At 73.5% G+C, this 15,145-nt stretch carries 19 protein-coding genes, 1 pseudogene and 1 riboswitch; of the genes and pseudogenes, 2 read left to right on the forward strand and 18 right to left on the reverse strand.

The features are described from left to right. Positions 1-17: 17 nt before the first annotated feature. The 3 genes from AC1VM9_RS18715 to AC1VM9_RS18725 are packed head-to-tail and all read right to left on the reverse strand — an operon-like array spanning position 18 to position 1,852. Positions 18-371 (reverse strand): sensor histidine kinase, encoded by a 354-nt coding sequence (locus tag AC1VM9_RS18715; RefSeq protein WP_483124048.1) that lies wholly within the window; start codon positions 369-371, stop codon positions 18-20. Further along, positions 277-1,167 (reverse strand): sensor histidine kinase, encoded by an 891-nt coding sequence (locus AC1VM9_RS18720; RefSeq protein WP_483123691.1) that lies wholly within the window; start codon positions 1,165-1,167, stop codon positions 277-279. Before AC1VM9_RS18720 ends, AC1VM9_RS18715 begins: the two co-directional genes overlap by 95 nt. Next, on the reverse strand, positions 1,160-1,852 hold the full coding sequence (locus tag AC1VM9_RS18725) for a response regulator transcription factor (RefSeq protein ID WP_481342562.1): 693 nt from the start codon (positions 1,850-1,852) through the stop codon (positions 1,160-1,162). Before AC1VM9_RS18725 ends, AC1VM9_RS18720 begins: the two co-directional genes overlap by 8 nt. 88 nt (positions 1,853-1,940) lie before the next feature. On the opposite strand from AC1VM9_RS18725, the gene AC1VM9_RS18730 reads away from it, so the two are divergent. Continuing rightward, entirely contained in the window at positions 1,941-3,173 is a 1,233-nt protein-coding gene (locus AC1VM9_RS18730; protein ID WP_483123693.1) for a VanZ family protein, read from the forward strand. 52 nt (positions 3,174-3,225) lie between these two features. Here the strand turns inward: AC1VM9_RS18730 and AC1VM9_RS18735 are convergent, their stop codons facing one another. After that, on the reverse strand, positions 3,226-3,408 hold the full coding sequence (locus AC1VM9_RS18735) for a hypothetical protein (RefSeq protein ID WP_481342559.1): 183 nt from the start codon (positions 3,406-3,408) through the stop codon (positions 3,226-3,228). Between the two features lie 29 nt (positions 3,409-3,437). Here AC1VM9_RS18735 and AC1VM9_RS18740 point away from each other — a divergent pair, with 29 nt between their 5' ends. After that, a complete protein-coding gene (locus AC1VM9_RS18740) occupies positions 3,438-3,614 on the forward strand; it encodes a hypothetical protein (protein WP_481344485.1) in 177 nt (58 codons plus the stop codon). Between the two features lie 267 nt (positions 3,615-3,881). Here the strand turns inward: AC1VM9_RS18740 and AC1VM9_RS18745 are convergent, their stop codons facing one another. The 14 genes and pseudogenes from AC1VM9_RS18745 to def all read right to left on the reverse strand — a co-directional run bounded on the left by AC1VM9_RS18745 (position 3,882) and on the right by def (position 14,981). Further along, positions 3,882-4,433 (reverse strand): flavin reductase family protein, encoded by a 552-nt coding sequence (locus tag AC1VM9_RS18745; protein WP_483123694.1) that lies wholly within the window; start codon positions 4,431-4,433, stop codon positions 3,882-3,884. Further along, a complete protein-coding gene (locus AC1VM9_RS18750; RefSeq protein ID WP_481342556.1) occupies positions 4,430-4,930 on the reverse strand; it encodes a PH domain-containing protein in 501 nt (166 codons plus the stop codon). The genes AC1VM9_RS18745 and AC1VM9_RS18750 overlap by 4 nt, the downstream gene beginning before the upstream one ends. Continuing rightward, complete coding sequence (gene hisG / locus AC1VM9_RS18755; RefSeq protein ID WP_481342555.1) at positions 4,927-5,772, reverse strand: ATP phosphoribosyltransferase; 846 nt, start codon at positions 5,770-5,772, stop codon at positions 4,927-4,929. The genes AC1VM9_RS18750 and hisG overlap by 4 nt, the downstream gene beginning before the upstream one ends. A 43-nt stretch (positions 5,773-5,815) precedes the next feature. Continuing rightward, positions 5,816-6,079 carry a phosphoribosyl-ATP diphosphatase gene (locus AC1VM9_RS18760; protein ID WP_481342554.1) on the reverse strand — a complete coding sequence of 88 codons (264 nt, stop codon included), beginning with the start codon at positions 6,077-6,079 and terminating at the stop codon, positions 5,816-5,818. 44 nt (positions 6,080-6,123) lie between these two features. Then, the gene (gene ribH / locus AC1VM9_RS18765; protein ID WP_483123695.1) at positions 6,124-6,651 is read right to left on the reverse strand and encodes a 6,7-dimethyl-8-ribityllumazine synthase; all 528 of its coding nucleotides are present in this window, start codon (positions 6,649-6,651) and stop codon (positions 6,124-6,126) included. Further along, complete coding sequence (gene ribB, locus AC1VM9_RS18770; protein WP_481344483.1) at positions 6,648-7,931, reverse strand: 3,4-dihydroxy-2-butanone-4-phosphate synthase; 1,284 nt, start codon at positions 7,929-7,931, stop codon at positions 6,648-6,650. The genes ribH and ribB overlap by 4 nt, the downstream gene beginning before the upstream one ends. Then, positions 7,928-8,542, reverse strand: coding sequence for a riboflavin synthase (locus tag AC1VM9_RS18775; RefSeq protein ID WP_481343628.1), 615 nt, complete (start codon positions 8,540-8,542; stop codon positions 7,928-7,930). The genes ribB and AC1VM9_RS18775 overlap by 4 nt, the downstream gene beginning before the upstream one ends. A gap of 4 nt (positions 8,543-8,546) precedes the next feature. Beyond that, positions 8,547-9,560, reverse strand: a complete 1,014-nt coding sequence (gene ribD / locus AC1VM9_RS18780; protein WP_481343627.1) for a bifunctional diaminohydroxyphosphoribosylaminopyrimidine deaminase/5-amino-6-(5-phosphoribosylamino)uracil reductase RibD — start codon at positions 9,558-9,560, stop codon at positions 8,547-8,549. Between the two features lie 12 nt (positions 9,561-9,572). Next, entirely contained in the window at positions 9,573-10,337 is a 765-nt protein-coding gene (gene pnuC, locus AC1VM9_RS18785; protein WP_481343626.1) for a nicotinamide riboside transporter PnuC, read from the reverse strand. Positions 10,338-10,457: 120 nt separating this feature from the next. Continuing rightward, positions 10,458-10,586: riboswitch (FMN riboswitch) on the reverse strand. Between the two features lie 91 nt (positions 10,587-10,677). Beyond that, positions 10,678-11,334 carry a ribulose-phosphate 3-epimerase gene (rpe, locus tag AC1VM9_RS18790; RefSeq protein WP_483123698.1) on the reverse strand — a complete coding sequence of 219 codons (657 nt, stop codon included), beginning with the start codon at positions 11,332-11,334 and terminating at the stop codon, positions 10,678-10,680. 41 nt (positions 11,335-11,375) lie between these two features. Next, positions 11,376-11,732: a VOC family protein gene (locus tag AC1VM9_RS18795; protein ID WP_483123699.1), complete on the reverse strand. Its 357-nt coding sequence runs from the start codon at positions 11,730-11,732 to the stop codon at positions 11,376-11,378. Between the two features lie 211 nt (positions 11,733-11,943). Then, positions 11,944-13,500, reverse strand: coding sequence for an RsmB/NOP family class I SAM-dependent RNA methyltransferase (locus tag AC1VM9_RS18800; protein ID WP_483123700.1), 1,557 nt, complete (start codon positions 13,498-13,500; stop codon positions 11,944-11,946). Then, positions 13,493-14,439: pseudogene (gene fmt / locus AC1VM9_RS18805) on the reverse strand (methionyl-tRNA formyltransferase). The gene AC1VM9_RS18800 and the pseudogene fmt overlap by 8 nt, the downstream one beginning before the upstream one ends. Further along, the gene (gene def, locus AC1VM9_RS18810) at positions 14,436-14,981 is read right to left on the reverse strand and encodes a peptide deformylase (RefSeq protein WP_483123701.1); all 546 of its coding nucleotides are present in this window, start codon (positions 14,979-14,981) and stop codon (positions 14,436-14,438) included. The pseudogene fmt and the gene def overlap by 4 nt, the downstream one beginning before the upstream one ends. Positions 14,982-15,145 lie beyond the last annotated feature (164 nt).

The raw sequence follows: 15,145 nt of genomic DNA on the forward strand, positions 1-15,145 counted from the left end.
GGCCCTTGCCACGGCACTCACGTCTCGCACGATGACACGGAGGTCCCCGAGGCCTGGTGGGGATGGCGCGGGCGAGCCCCGGCGGCAGGCAGCCGGACGGCGACGTGCAGTCCGCCACCCGGACGCGGGGTGAGCGTGAGGGTCCCGTCGTGTGCCCGGACGATGCTGTCCACGATGGCGAGGCCGAGGCCGACACCGGCGTGCTCCGTTCGCGTGCGTCCGGCCCCGCGTTGGAAGGGCTCGGCGAGCGTGCCGACCAGGGCGGCGTCGAGGTGCTCACCGGTGCTCTCGACGGTGAGCACGACGCTCCCCTCCGTCCGCGCGCTGGTCGTGACCCACACCGTGCCGCCCCGAGGCAGGTTGTGGACGATCGCGTTGTGCGCGAGGTTCGTCGTCATCTGCTGCAGGAGCACCGGCGACCCGAGCGTCGAGGCGGTGTCGCCCGAGCTTCTCGATGGCGACACCACGCTCCTCTGCCAGCGGGAGCAGCGTCTCGGCGGCGTCCTCCGCGAGCAGTGACAGGTCGACCTCCTCCCGGGTGAAGGAGCGCTGGCCGGACCGGCTGAGCAGGAGCAGCGCCTCGGTGAGCCGGACTGCCCTGGCGTTGAGGTCGAGGAGCCGTCCGACGAGCTGCCCGTGGTCGTGGTCCGGGTCCTTGCGGGCCACCTCGAGGAGGGTCTGGGTGATCGCGAGGGGGGTGCGCAGCTCGTGCGAGGCGTTGGCGGCGAAGCGCCGCTGTTCGGCGACGTGTGCCTCGAGCCGCGCGAGCATGGTGTCGAAGGCGTCTGCGAGCTCACGGAACTCGTCGCTGCGGCCCTCGAGCCGGACCCGGTGCGCCAGCGAGCCGGTGGCCGCGACGCGGGTCGCCTCGGTGATCCGGCTCAGGGGCGCCAGCATCCGTCCGGCAAGCAGCCACCCCCCGAGGAGGCCGAACGCGAGAAGGAACGTCAGCGCCTGGACGGCGCGCGGCGTGAACGCATCGAGGAGGTCGGAGCGCGTCGGGGTGAAGGGGCCCGGCAGGCCCGGACCGGTGCGCGTGTGCTCGGGCACGTAGCGCAGGAGGAAGACCCAGACCGTCGCCAGCAGCAAGGTGCCCGCGACCATGAGGAAGCCCGTGTAGCTGAGCGTGAGCTTGAGGCGGACGCTCAGGCCCGGCGGCCTAGGCACCCGGACCGCCCCGGCCGGCGTCCGGCCCTGCGTCGATGCGGTAGCCGACGCCGGGAACCGTGGCGATGACCCACGGTTCGCCGAGTCGCTTGCGCAGCGCCGAGACCGTGATGCGGACGGCGTTGGTGAACGGGTCGGCGTTCTCGTCCCAGGCCCGCTCGAGCAGCTCTTCGGCGCTGACGACACCGCCGTCCGCACCCACGAGGACCTCGAGCACCGCGAACTGCTTCCGGGTGAGGCCGACGTACCGACCGTCGCGGTAGACCTCACGGCGGAACGGGTCGAGCCTCAGACCTGCGATCTCGCGCACCGGTGGTCGGCTGTGGGTGCGCCGGCGGTCGAGCGCCCGGAGGCGGAGCACGAGCTCCCTCAGCTCGAACGGCTTGGTGAGGTAGTCGTCGGCGCCGAGCTCGAAGCCCGAGGCCTTGTCCTCGATGCGGTCGGCCGCCGTCAGCATGAGGATCGGCGTCCCGGCACCGGACTCGACGATGTGCCTGGCGATCTCGTCGCCGCTGGGCCCGGGGACGTCGCGGTCGAGCACGGCGATGTCGTACGCGTTGACGGCCAGCAGCTCCAGAGCGAGGTCGCCGTCCCCGGCCGTGTCGGCCGCGATCGCCTCCAGCCGCAGGCCGTCACGGATGGCTCCTGCGAGCAGGGGCTCGTCCTCGACGACCAACACGCGCATGCGCCAAGGATAGGGACCGCGCCCCTATCGTCCGCGTATCGAAAACGGCATACGCGCCGGCAACGCGGCCCGGGCTTGGCTGGGCGGCATGTTCCCGCTCCAGCACTCCTCGGCGCGACGGCACCGCCGTCGGTCGGCCCTGCCCACCGTCCTCGGCATCGTCATCGTGCTGGTGGGCGTCACCGCCTGCCGCGCGCCGGCCGGTGGGTCGGCAGCACCACCCGGGGTTGCCGAGCCGTCCGTGCACGCCTCCTACGAGCGCATCCGAGCGACTGCCTCCCTCCACGCGCCCGGTGAGCTGACCGGCGACAGGCACGGACTCGGCGTCGCGGACGGTCGGCTCCCTGACGGTGTCACGGCGTTCGACACCGGGTTCCCGGCCCTGAGCAAGCTCGACCCGGCCCTGGTCCGCGCCCTCCGCAGGGCCACGACGGCTGCCGAGCGGCAGGGGGTCACGATCTTCGTCAACAGCGGCTGGCGCTCGGCGGCCTACCAGGACCGGCTGCGCGACGAGGCGGTCACCAGGTACGGCACGGGTGCGGAGGCCTCCCGCTGGGTCGCCGACGCAGCCGCGTCCCCCCACGTCGCGGGAGAGGCGGTCGACGTCGGGGAAGCTCGACGCCACCACGTGGCTCTCGCAGCACGGGGCGACATACGGCCTGTGCCAGGTCTACGCCAACGAGCCCTGGCACTACGAGCTCCGCGCCGATGCCGGCGAGCGTGGCTGCCCGGCGATGTTCAGCGACCCGTCGCACGACCCCCGGATGCAGCATTGACGGGCCGACGCCGCCTCGGCGCGCTGTTCGGCCTCTACCTCGCCCTCCTCGGGTGGGCCGTGCTGTGGAAGCTCGACGTCCCGTGGACCGGCAGCGAGCGCGTCGTCAAGCTCGTTCCGTTCGTGGCGACCCGGCAGGCCGGTGCCAGCGCGCCGTCCGAGGTCGCGGCGAACCTCCTGCTCTTCGTCCCGTTCGGCGTGTACCTGGGTCTCCTGCGCCGGGAGCGACGGGTACGGACGGTCGCTCCAACCGCAGCGGCGGCCAGCCTGGCCCTGGAGCTCGCGCAGTACGTGCTCGGTGTGGGGAGGTCGGACACCACCGACATCATCGTCAACACCGCCGGTGCTCTGGCCGGACTCGCTGTGCTCGCCCTCGTCCGGCGCCGGCTCCGGGTCAGGACCGTCGCGGTGCTGGTCCGGGTCTGCGTGGTCGGGACCGCGGTCGCCGTGGTCGGCGCAGCCCTCTACGTCGCCTCGCCGTGGCAGGTGGTGCACGTGCGTGACGCCGGGCCCCTGGCGCGTCTGGACAGCCCGGGCAGGGGGTGACCGGACGCCGCGGGCCATCGCCGGAGCCGGTGACGCCCGGTGCGCCGTCGCGTCAGTGCTCGTCCGGCGTCTGCGTGGACTCGTGTCGTGTCCGTTCGGGATCCTCGGTGCGCTCGTCCGACTCGGCGAGGATGGCCCGTGCCTGGGTCTCGGGGTCGTCGCTGCCCGCGGCCTGCTCCTCCGGCAGGAGCTCTGCGCGCGCCTCGACGCGGTCCTCCGCGGGTCCGTCGCTCATCGTTCGACGGTACCCGCGCAGGTCCCCGGGTGCGACTCACCGGAACGTCCAACGCCTGGCGCACGATCGGGTCGGTGTCGCCTGCTGGTCTGGTCAGCTCGACCCGTCAGGTGGAGGCAACCCTCTACGTCCCCAACGCCTACTACACCAACGACTACGACATCGGCCAGGTGCGCCTCGTCGTCACGTACAAGGTGCTCGCCTGAGTCGCGCCTCGGCGCGCGCGATGACGCCCTCAGCGGGATCGGGACACCCCGACCGCTCAGCATTGCTCCACGGCACGAGCCGGCTGGCGCGGCACGGATGGTGACTCGCCACACGGAGCAATGCTGAGCGCCGCGAGGGTCACCCTCCCGGCGCTCGGCGTCTCGCCCGGCTCGGCGTCGGCTGAGTCCTCGGCTCCGTGGACCTCCTCGATGCCGTCCGGGACCGTGCCGTACCGACGGCCGCCGGCGCTGCGGTGCCTGCAGGGCTCAGCCCCAGTAGTCGTCCATCGGCTCGGCTGCGTCGTCGCGGGCAGAGCTGCCACGCCGCTCGGTGACCGTGAACCGGCCCCGGTAGAAGAGCATCGGCCGGCCGGCCTCGCCGTCCTCGAGGCCGCGGACGCGACCGATGACGACGTCGTGGTCACCGGCCACGTGCACCTGCTCCACGGTGCAGTGGACGCGGACGATGGCCCCCGGGAGGCTCGGACCGCCGTGCTCGGAGGGTGTCCACTCCAGCCCGTCGAAGCGACGTCCCGCCCTCGAGCCGAACCGGGCCACGACGTCACGCTGCTCGTGCTCGAGGACGTTGACGGTGAAGCGTGCCTGGTCGCGCATCCGCGGCCAGGACCGCCCGCGGTGGTCGGCACAGAAGAGGACGAGCGGCGGGCGCAGGGACACCGAGGCGAAGGACTGGCACGCGAAACCGACCGGTTCGCCGTCCGCCGCGTATCCGGTGACGATCGTGACCCCGGTCGCGAAGTGCCCGAGCGCGTGGCGCAGGTGCTCCGGCGAGGGGTAGACCGGCGTCACGTCGGTCACGGTCGCTCTCCCTGCCCCGGCTCCCGGGCCTCGCCGAACGCCTGCACGAGCGCCGCGAGCCGCGAGGCCTCGTGCCCGGCGACGTCGCCGTCGGCCTTCTGGATCGCCATGACGGCCACGGTGTCACCGTCCTCGAGGTCGAGGCTGACCCAGGGCTCACCGCCGCCGAACTGCACGCCCACGACCTCCGCCCACTCGAGCGTCCGGGTCACGACGAGGTTGCGCACGACGAGCCCGTCACGGCTCGGCACCGCGACGATCGTCGCGTAGCGCCACGCGACCGCGGCGAGGACGACGCCGAGGCCGAAGAGCATGAGACGGTCGACGAGGCCCCAGTGACCGATGGTCTGGGCCGGCATGAGCAGTGCGATGGCGCCGAAGAGCACGAGGGAGCCCCACACCGCGACGAGGGCGACGACCCGTCCGCGGCGCGGGCGGAACGGCGCCAGCGCGTCACCCTCGTGGTGCGGGGCGACGGGGGCGGGGTCGTCGCTCACAGCCGGCACGCGGCGATGTCGGTGACGAGGATGGCTCGCGCCCCGAGGTCGTAGAGCTCGTCCATGAGGCGGTTGCGCCCCACCTGCGGCACCATCGCGCGGACGGCGACCCAGGCCTCGTCCTGCAGCGGCGACACCGTCGGTGACTCGAGGCCGGGCGTCAGCTCGGTGGCCCGGTCGACGAGCTCGCGCGGGCAGTCGTAGTCGAGCATGACGTAGGTGCGGGCGGTGATGACGCCGGCCAGGCGACGCTGGAGGACCGCGACGGCCTGGTCCTCTCCGGGCCGGTCCCCGCGCACGAGGACGGCCTCCGAGTGCAGGATCGGCTCGCCGAAGACCTCGAGGCCCTGCTGGCGCAGCGTCGTGCCGGTCTCGACGACGTCGGCGATGACGTCGGCGACGCCGAGGGTGATCGCGGTCTCGACCGCACCGTCGAGACGCACGACCTCTCCGGTCACGCCGCGCCGCTCGAGGTCCGAGCGCACGAGCCCGGCGTACGACGTGGCGACGCGCTTGCCGGCGATCTCCTCGATCGACGCGACGTGCCCCGGGCGTGCGGCGTACCGGAACGTCGACGCGCCGAACCCGAGCGTCATGACCTCGATGGCGCCGGAGCCGGAGTCGAGCAGCAGGTCGCGGCCGGTGACACCGGCGTCGACGGTGCCGGAGCCGACGTAGACGGCGATGTCGCGGGGGCGCAGGTAGAAGAACTCGACGTCGTTGTCGTGGTCGGTGACGACGAGCTCCTTGGTGTCGCGACGCGTCCGGTAGCCCGCCTCGCGGAGCATGTCGACGGTCGCCTCGGACAGGGAGCCCTTGTTGGGCACGGCGATGCGGAGCATGGGTGGTCCTCGGAAGTCGTTGTGGCGGTGAGCGGCCCGCGCCTCAGAGGTGCGCGTACACGTCGTCGAGCGAGATGCCCTTGGCGAGCATGAGGACCTGCAGATGGTAGAGCAGCTGGCTGATCTCCTCGGCGGCCTCGTCCGTGGTCTGGTGCTCCGCGGCCATCCACACCTCGGCGGCCTCCTCGACGATCTTCTTGCCGATGGCGTGCACCCCGGCGTCGAGGGCCGCGACGGTGCCCGAGCCCTCGGGCCGCGTCGCCGCCTTGTCGGCGAGCTCGGCAAACAGCTGTTCGAAGGTCTTCACGAGGCCCAAGCGTACGGGGGCCGTGCTCACCGCCCCGACCCCGCTCACTCCGTGGCGGACCGGGCCGCCGGGACGACGCGGGGGCCCCCGCTGCCTCCGGCTCCGGGCGGCGCCACGCGCGCGAGGGCGACGACGGTGGCGACCGCCGCGGTGGCCGCCTCGTGCCCCTTGTCCTCGGCCGAACCGGGCAGGCCGGCGCGGTCGAGGGCCTGCTGCTCGTGGTCACAGGTCAGCACGCCGAAACCGACCGGCGTGCCGGTTCGGACCGCGACGTCGGTCAGCCCGGCGGTCGCGGCCTGGCAGACGTACTCGAAGTGTGGCGTGCCGCCGCGGATGACGACGCCGAGGGCCACGAGGGCGTCGTACCACTCCGCGAGTCGCGCGCAGGCGACCGGTAGCTCGAAGGTGCCCGGCACCCGCACGACGTCGACGTGCTCGACCCCGGCGTCGCGCAGGCCCCTGCGGGCGCCGTCGAGCAGCCCGTCCATGACCGTCTGGTGCCAGCTCGCGGCGACGACGGCGACGCGCAGGCCCCGCCCGTCGGTCCTGATGGTGGGGGCGCCGTCCTTCATGCCGTCTCCTGTCCGTGTTCATGGTGCTGTCGGTGTTGCTGTGGGTGCCGCCCGGGCACCGGGCCGCCACCGGTCGGGATGTCGTGGCCGAGGCGCTCGCGCTTGGTGATGAGGTACTGCTCGTTGTCGCGACCCACCGGACCGTGCAGCCCCTCCACGGCCACGACGTCGAGGCCGAGGTGGCGCAGCGCCTGGACCTTGCGCGGGTTGTTCGTCAGCAGCACGACGGCCTCCACCCCCAGGTCGTGCAGCATGGCGGCGCCGGCGGCGTACTCGCGCGCGTCGACCGGCAGCCCGAGCGCGGTCTGCGCGTCGACGGTGTCGGCGCCCCGGTCCTGCTGGGCGTAGGCCCGCAGCTTGTCGACGAGCCCGACACCGCGCCCCTCGTGCCCCCCGAGGTAGACGACGACGCCCCCCTCGGCGCCGACGCGCGACAGCGACGCCTGCAGCTGCGGACCGCAGTCGCAGCGCAGCGAGCCGAAGGCGTCGCCGGTCAGGCACTCGGAGTGCATCCGGGTCAGCACCGGGCCGGTCCCGGTGAGACCCTGCAGGCCGCGGGGACTGACGAGCGCGACGTGCTCGTCGCCGGTCAGGGTGTCGCGATAGCCGTGCGCGGTGAAGGTGCCGTGGACCGTGGGGATCCGGGTCGTGGCGAGCCGCTCGACGCGGTCGTGGCGCTGGCGGTGCTCGACGAGCTGTTCGATGGTGACGACCGGCAGACCGAACTCCCGGCCGAGCGCCACGACGGCGTCGAAGCGCATCATCCGGCCGTCGTCGTGGACCAGCTCACCGATGACGCCCACGGGCTCGAGGCCGGCCAGGCGCGTCAGGTCGACCGCGGCCTCGGTGTGCCCGGCTCGCGTCAGCACGCCTCCCGGTCGGGCGCGCAGCGGCAGGATGTGTCCGGGGCGGATGAGGTCCGCGGGAGTCGACGCGGGGTCCGCGAGCACCTGCGCGGTGCGCAGGCGGTCGGCCGCGCTGATCCCCGTCGTGACCCCCGACGCGGCGTCCACCGAGACCGTGTAGGCCGTCCGGAGCGGGTCGCGGTTCTCGGCGACCATGAGGGGCAGGTCGAGGCGGTCCGCCACGGCGTCCGGTACCGGCGCGCAGAGGTAACCCGACGAGTGCCGGATCGTCCATGCCATCCACTCCTCGGTGGCGGTCGCGGCGGCCAGCACGAGATCGCCCTCGTTCTCGCGGTCCTCGTCGTCGAGGACGAGCACGGGCCGGCCGGCGCGCAGCGCGTCGAGGGCCTCCTCGACCGTCGACAGGCCGCTCATGGCGCGACCTCCTCGCCGGCCGGTCGGTACCGGAGCAGACGTTCGACGTACTTGGCGATGACGTCGACCTCGAGGTTGACGACCTCGCCGGTTCCCTTGTGCCCCAGGGTCGTCAGTGCGAGCGTCGTCGGGATGAGCGAGACGGTGAAGGCATCGTCGGTGACCGACGCGACCGTGAGCGAGACGCCGTCGACCGTGATCGAGCCCTTCTCGACGACGTAGCCGGCGAGGTCGGCGGGGAGCGTCAGCTCGACGGTCTCCCAGCGGTCGCCGGGCGTGCGCCCCGTGATCGTCGCGGTGCCGTCGACGTGACCCTGCACGACGTGGCCGCCGAAGCGTCCGTCGGCGGGCATGGCGCGCTCCAGGTTGACGCGTTCGCCCGCGCGCAGCGCGCCGAGCGAGCTGCGGCGGAGAGTCTCGGCCATGACGTCGACGGCGAAGCCCTCGGCGTCGTGCTCGGTCACGGTCAGGCACACGCCGTTGACGGCGATCGAGGCGCCGTGCACGGCGTCGGACACGACGAGCGGACCGGTGATGCGGAGCACGGCGGAGTCCGCGCCGTGCTCGATGGCCGCGACGGTGCCGAGCTCCTCGACGATTCCGGTGAACATGGGACTACTCCTTGGTGGTGGCGTGGATGCGCACGTCTCCGTCGACGAGCGTCACGTCCGTGGTGTGCAGGCGGAGGGTGTCGGCGACCGTGCCGACCCCGAGGTCGGCCACGGCGGTCGGACCGGACCCCAGGAGGGCCGGCGCGAGATAGGCGTAGACGTCGTCGACGAGCCCAGCGGCGAGGAAGGCACCCGCGAGCGTCGGCCCTCCCTCGAGCCAGACGTCACGGATCCCCTTGTCCCACAGCCGCTCCAAGGCCTCCTTGGGATCACGCGTGCGCAGGTGCAGCACGTCGCCGGGCCCGGCGTGCACGGCCGCGGAGGCGGGCACGTCGCGCAGGCCCATGACGACGCGGAGCGGTTGGACGGGGACGTCGGTGCCCGACGCGTCGCGGACGGTCAGACGCGGGTCGTCGGCGAGGAGGGTGCCGGTGCCGACGAGGACCGCGTCACGGGTCGAGCGCAGCCGGTGCACGTCGGCCCGGGCGCCCGGACCGGTGATCCACCGGCTCGTGCCGTCGGCGGCGGCGCTGCGCCCGTCGAGCGTGGCGGCGAACTTCCACGTCACGAGGGGGCGGCCGAGCGCGACCGTGCGCGCCCAGCGGGCGTTGAGCTCGGCCGCCTCGTCGGCGAGCAGCCCACCGGTGACCTCGACCCCGGCCGCGTGCAGGTGCTCGGCCCCGCCGGCGGCGTCGGGGTTCGGGTCGCTCTGGGCGAAGACGACCCGGGCCACGCCGGCCTCGACGAGGGCCGCCGCGCAGGGCCCGGTACGCCCGTGGTGGGCGCACGGCTCGAGCGTCACGTAGGCAGTCGCGCCCACGGCGCGCTCCCCCGCGTCGGCGAGGGCGTCGATCTCGGCGTGGGGCGTCCCGGCCCCGTGGTGGAACCCCTCCCCGGCGACGGTGCCGTCGGGCGCGACGAGGACGCAGCCGACGCGCGGGTTGGGGTCGGGCCACGGGCCGGACGCGGCGAGGTGGAGTGCTCGCCGCATCCAGGCCGTGGCCACCGTGTCACGCATGTGGTGCTCCGGTCAGCCGGTCTTGGCGGGGGTGAGGTCGGGCTCGACGTCGACGCGGTCGCTCGTGCGAGTCACCTTGACCCACTGGAGGAAGCCGTAGACGACGAACAGGCCGTAGAAGATGTAGAGCACCGACGTCGGCACGTAGTCGGTGGCGAAACCGAGCGGCACCCCGACGAGGTCGACGGCGATCCACGCGAGCCAGAACTCGTTCCAGCCGCGGGCCATCGCGTACGTGGCGACGATCGAGCCGACGAAGATCCACGCGTCGCACCAGAAGAACCACCACTGAGGCGTCCAGAACGGGTTGGGGGCGGCCTCGGACAGCATCCGGAAGACCTGCGCGGCGATGACGGTGCCCACGAGCCAGAACGCGACCGACACGGTGCGCTCGCGCCCGGTGGCCCAGCGCGGGGTGATGGCCACCCCAGACGCGTCACCGGCGTGGTTGAGCCGGCGCACCTGGCTCCAGCGCCACCAGCCGTAGACGCTCGTGACGATGAAGAAGATCTGCCGGCCGGCCTGGCCGAAGAGCGGGATGCGCTGGTCGGCACCGAAGAGGGCGCCGGTGTAGACGAAGAAGAGCAGGATGTTGGCGACGATGCCGACGGGCCAGGCCCAGACGAGGCGCTTCATCCCGAGGTAGGCGGACGCGACGCCGATGAGGACGCCGACGAGCTCGGTCCAGTGCAGCTGGTAGGGACCGATGGGGATGGCGGCGTCGAGGACCTGCTGGAACAGGTTCTGCGATGCGCCCGCTGCTGCGAGTGTGACCATGTGGTGTTCGTCCTCGGAGGTTCGTGGTGTGTGTCGGACGAACTCCGGGGGTACTCCACAGGTCGGGTCTGGCTGGCGCGGACCTCACGGGTGCGCGCGCACCGGCCGACGACGGCCTGTCTCGTGCTGCCTCCCATCCGGACTTTCACCGTCGGTCCTGGAATCTCACCAGGTCAACCGGCCGCTGGATGCGGTCGGGTCGCGGACTGTAACCGCCGGCTCGGAATTACACCGACCCCGGAGCACGTGCCTCCCAGTATGCACCCGGCCCACGCTGCCCTGCACCCGGCGTCCACGGTGACGCCGACCACGGTCTTCGCGGGACTTCGCGGCCGAGGGGTCAGTGGCGGTGGCGTTCGGCGAGGAGGCGCAGCTGCTCGACCGCGGCGGCCGCGTCCTCGGCCCCGTAGACGGCCGATCCGGCGACGAACACGTCGGCACCGGCCTCGGCGCACTGCTCGATCGTGTCAGCGCTGACGCCACCGTCGACCTGCACCCAGATCTCGCCGCCGTGGCGCCGCACGGCCTCGCGCACCTGCGCGACCTTGGGCATCTGGTCGGCCATGAACGACTGGCCGCCGAACCCGGGCTCGACGGTCATGACGAGGACCATGTCGAGCTCGGGAAGGAGGTCCTCGTACGGCGCGAACGGCGTACCCGGCTTGATCGCCATCGACGCGCGGGCACCGGCCGCCCGCAGCGTCCGGGCCAGCGCGCGGGCGTCCTGTGCCGCCTCCACGTGGAAGGTCACCGACTGGCAGCCGGCCTCGGCGTACATCGGCGCCCACCGGTCGGGGTCCTCGATCATCAGGTGCGCGTCGACCGGGACCGGGCTGACCTTGAGCAGGGCCTCGACGACGGGAAGGCCGAGGGTCAGGTTGGGCACGAAGTGGGCGTCCATGACGTCGACGTGGGCCCAGTCGGCGTTGCCGATGCGGCGCAGCTCGGACTCGAGGTTGGCGAAGTCCGCGGACAGGATGCTCGGGGAGATCTGCACGCGCACAGCCTAGGGGCCGTCCCAGGCGCGGCCGCGGGGCGTCAGTCCACGCAGAGGCAGAACGGGTGGCCGGCCGGGTCGAGGAAGACCCGGAAGCTCGTGCCGGGCTGATGGTCGTGCCGCGTCGCACCGAGGGCGAGGACGTCGGGCTCGGCGGCGTCGAGGTCGTCGACGACGATGTCGACGTGCATCTGCTGCGGCACCTGCTGGCCGGGCCACTCCGGGGCCTGGTAGCCCTCGACCTGCTGGAAGCAGATGCACTGGCCGTTCTCGGCGCGCACCTCGCCCCACCCGTCGGACACCTCGACCGACCAGTCGAGCAGGGCACCGTAGAACGTTGCGAGAGCGGCCGCGTCAGGGCAGTCGATGACGAAGCTGGGATAGCGGGCGATGGCCATGACCCGGACCGTATCGGCAGTTCCGGACGTTCGGTGTCCGCAGCGGGCGGGCGGCTGCACGGCGACTCGAGGGCGTCACCGACAGGAGTGCGCGCTTGCGGCAGGAGTGGCCGGTGCACGGCGCACCTCTGGCGGAAGGGTGCAGCACTGGCGGCAGAGGTGTGCGCCTCTGGCGGACGCGCGCACCTGGGGCGCACCTGCGGGTCCGCGCTCAGCGCCGACGCAGCAGGGCGAGGAACATCGCGTCGGTGCCGTGGACGTGGGGCCAGAGCTGGACGAATGGTCCCTCGCCGAGACCGTCGAGCCGACGACCGGACGCGTCGCGGAACAGGTCACGGGCATCGACGAGCTCGACGTCGTCGCGCTTCTTCAGCACGTCGGTGACGACGAACCGCGTCTCGTTGAGGTGCGGGCTGCACGTGGCGTAGGCGACGAGGCCGCCCCGGGCCGTGGCGTCGATGGCCGACGCGAGCAGCTCACGCTGCAGGCCGGCGAGCGCGGCGACGTCGCCCGGGCTGCGGCGCCACCGCGCCTCGGGGCGGCGGCGCAGGGCGCCGAGGCCGGTGCAGGGCGCGTCGACGAGGACCCGGCTGTACCGGCCCGGCTCGTCGTCGCCGACGTCGCGGCCGTCACCGTGGCGCACCTCGACCGTCGTGCCGGCGTCGGCGGCTGCGGCGCGCGCCGCGTCGAGGGTCTGGCGCACGAGGTCGGCGCGGTGGTCGCTGACCTCGTTGGCCACGAAGGGAGTCCGCCGCTGGACGGCGATGGCCGCAAGGAGCCCGGCCTTGCCACCCGGCCCGGCGCACAGGTCGAGCCACCGCTCGTGGGCCGCCGCATCCTCGGTGACCTCGGCCGCGGCCAGGGCGAGCGCGAGCAGCTGCGAGCCCTCGTCCTGCACGGCGGCCCGCCCCTGCCGGACCGCGGCCAGGGCGCCGGGGTCACCCTCGGGCAGCACGGCCCCGACCGGGCTCGTCAACGACGGCTCGGCGCCGGCGTCGACGAGCTCCTCGACGGTGGCCAGGCCCGGCCGGGCGACGAGCGCGACGCGGGGCGGTGCGTTGTCGGCGGCGAGCAGCGCCGCGAGCGGCTCGTCGACGTCGGAGGCCGTCGCGGCTCCGTGACCGATGAGCGCGGCGCGCAGCGCCTTGACGACCCAGGCGGGGTGCGAGGTGCGGACGGCGAGCGCCTCGACCGGGTCGGTGGTGCGGGCCGTCACCGCCTCGAGCCACGCGTCGAGGTCGCGCTCGCTGATCCGGCGCATGACGGCGTTGACGAACCCCGCCGCCCCGGCCCCGTTCACCTGCCGCGCGAGGGCGACCGTCTCGTCGACAGCAGCGTGCGTCGGCACCCGCATCCCGATCAGCTGGTGCGCCCCGAGGCGGATGGTGTCGAGGACGCGCGGGTCGATCCTGTCGACGGGGCGGTCGGCGGCGACGGCCGCGATGGCGTCGTAGAGCCCGCGCAGACGCGTCGCCCCGTACACGAGCTCGGTGGCGAAACCGGCGTCACGGCCGCTGATCCGCTTCTCGCGCAGGTGCTTCGGCAGCGCGAGGTTGGCGTAGGCACCCTGCGCGACGTCGCGCATGACGGTGTAGGCGGCCAGGCGCGCCGGGTCGGTGCGGCGAGCGCGCTCGGACGGGCGTTGCGAGGACCGGTGCTGGGCCGAGCGACTGCGCGCCGGCGGACGCTGGCGCCCCCCTCGCCGGTCCGGCCGGTCGGGCCGGTCGGGCCGGTCGGGCAGGTCGCGCCCGGTCTGCTCGTCACTCACCGCCGAGCACCTCCCCCGCCTGGACGCGGCTCCCGCGGGCCCAGTCGGCGGCAGGCATCGGCTTCTTGCCGTGGGCCTGCACGGTGCCGAGACGGACCGGCACCGTGCCGGTACCGACGAAGACGGCCCGCTTCGTGACGAGCAGCCGGCCCGGTGGCAGCGTCTCCTCGTCGGGGACCTGGCCGGGAGCGACCGGCGTCACGGGGGCGAGCTTGAACCGCTCGCCACGGAACGTCGTCCACGCTCCCGGCGACGGGGTGCAGCCGCGCACGAGGCGGTCGACGGCGGTGGCCGGGTGGGTCCACGTGATGCGCGCGTCCTCGACCTCGATCTTCGGGGCGAGCGACACGCCCTCCGCCGCTTGCGGGACCGCGACGACTTCCCGCTCTCGATGCCGTCGAGCGTGGCGACGAGCAGACCCGCTCCGGCGGAGGCCAGGCGGTCGAGCAGGTCGCCGGCGGTGTCGGTGGGCCGGATCGGCTCGGTCATGACGCCGTAGACGGGCCCGGTGTCCAGGCCCTTCTCGATGCGGAACGTCGAGGCGCCGGTGACCTCGTCGCCGGCCATGATGGCGTGCTGCACCGGCGCGGCACCGCGCCAGGCGGGCAGGAGCGAGAAGTGCAGGTTGACCCAGCCCCGGGTCGGGACGTCGAGAGCGGCCTGCGGGATGAGGTTGCCGTAGGCGACGACGGGACACGCGTCGGGCGCGAGGGCACGCAGCGCGTCGAGGAGCTCCGGCTCACCCAGCCGCGCCGGGGTCAGCACGGGCACGCCGAGCTCCTCGGCCCGGCGACGCACCGGCGAGGCCTCGAGCCGGCGGCCGCGGCCGGCGGGAGCGTCCGGACGCGTCAGCACTCCGACGAGCTCGTGGCCCGAGGCTGCGACGGCGTCGAGGCTCGGCAGGGCCACCTCGGGGGTGCCGGCGAAGACGACCCTCACAGCGCGCGGCCGAACGTCGAGTGCGGGCTGATGCGGACCTCCGGCGGGTTCTCGGCGAACCACTCCGCCTCGCGGATCGCGCGCATCGCCGCCTTGCGCGCCTCGGGGTCGAGGCGGTCGACGAAGAGGATGCCGTCGAGGTGGTCGGTCTCGTGCTGGACGGCTCGGGCGAGCAGCTCGGTGCCCTCGAGGACGACGGGCTCGCCCCACATGTTCTGGCCCTTGGCGACGACGGACAGGGCGCGCTTCGTGTCGAAGGCGAGGCCGGGGATCGACAGGCACCCCTCCGGGCCGTCCTGCTCCTCCTCGGACAGCTGCAGGTCGGGGTTGACGAGGTGGCCGAGGATGCCGTCGACGTAGTAGGTGAACACCCGCAGCCCGACGCCGAGCTGGGGCGCGGCGAGGCCCGCGCCGGGAGCGTCGAGCATGGTGTCCTCCAGGTCCTTGACGAGGACCCGGAGCTCCTTGTCGAAGTCGACGACCTCGGCGGCGCGGGTGCGCAGCACCGGGTCGCCGAAGAGGCGGATGTCCTTGATCGACACGGAGGCGGGTCCTTCGGGTGGGTCCGGGCGGGCTGCGGCCGATTCTAGGCCCGGGGACGGGGGGCGCCACGCCGGGCATCTTCGGCCAAATCCCTCCGAAACGGGGCGAATGGGTGCACCGTGGGACTGCCACGTTCCTCGTGCGCTCTGGCCACTCGGCCGCA

It is taken from the genome of Monashia sp. HAY1-11D, assembly GCF_056868035.1.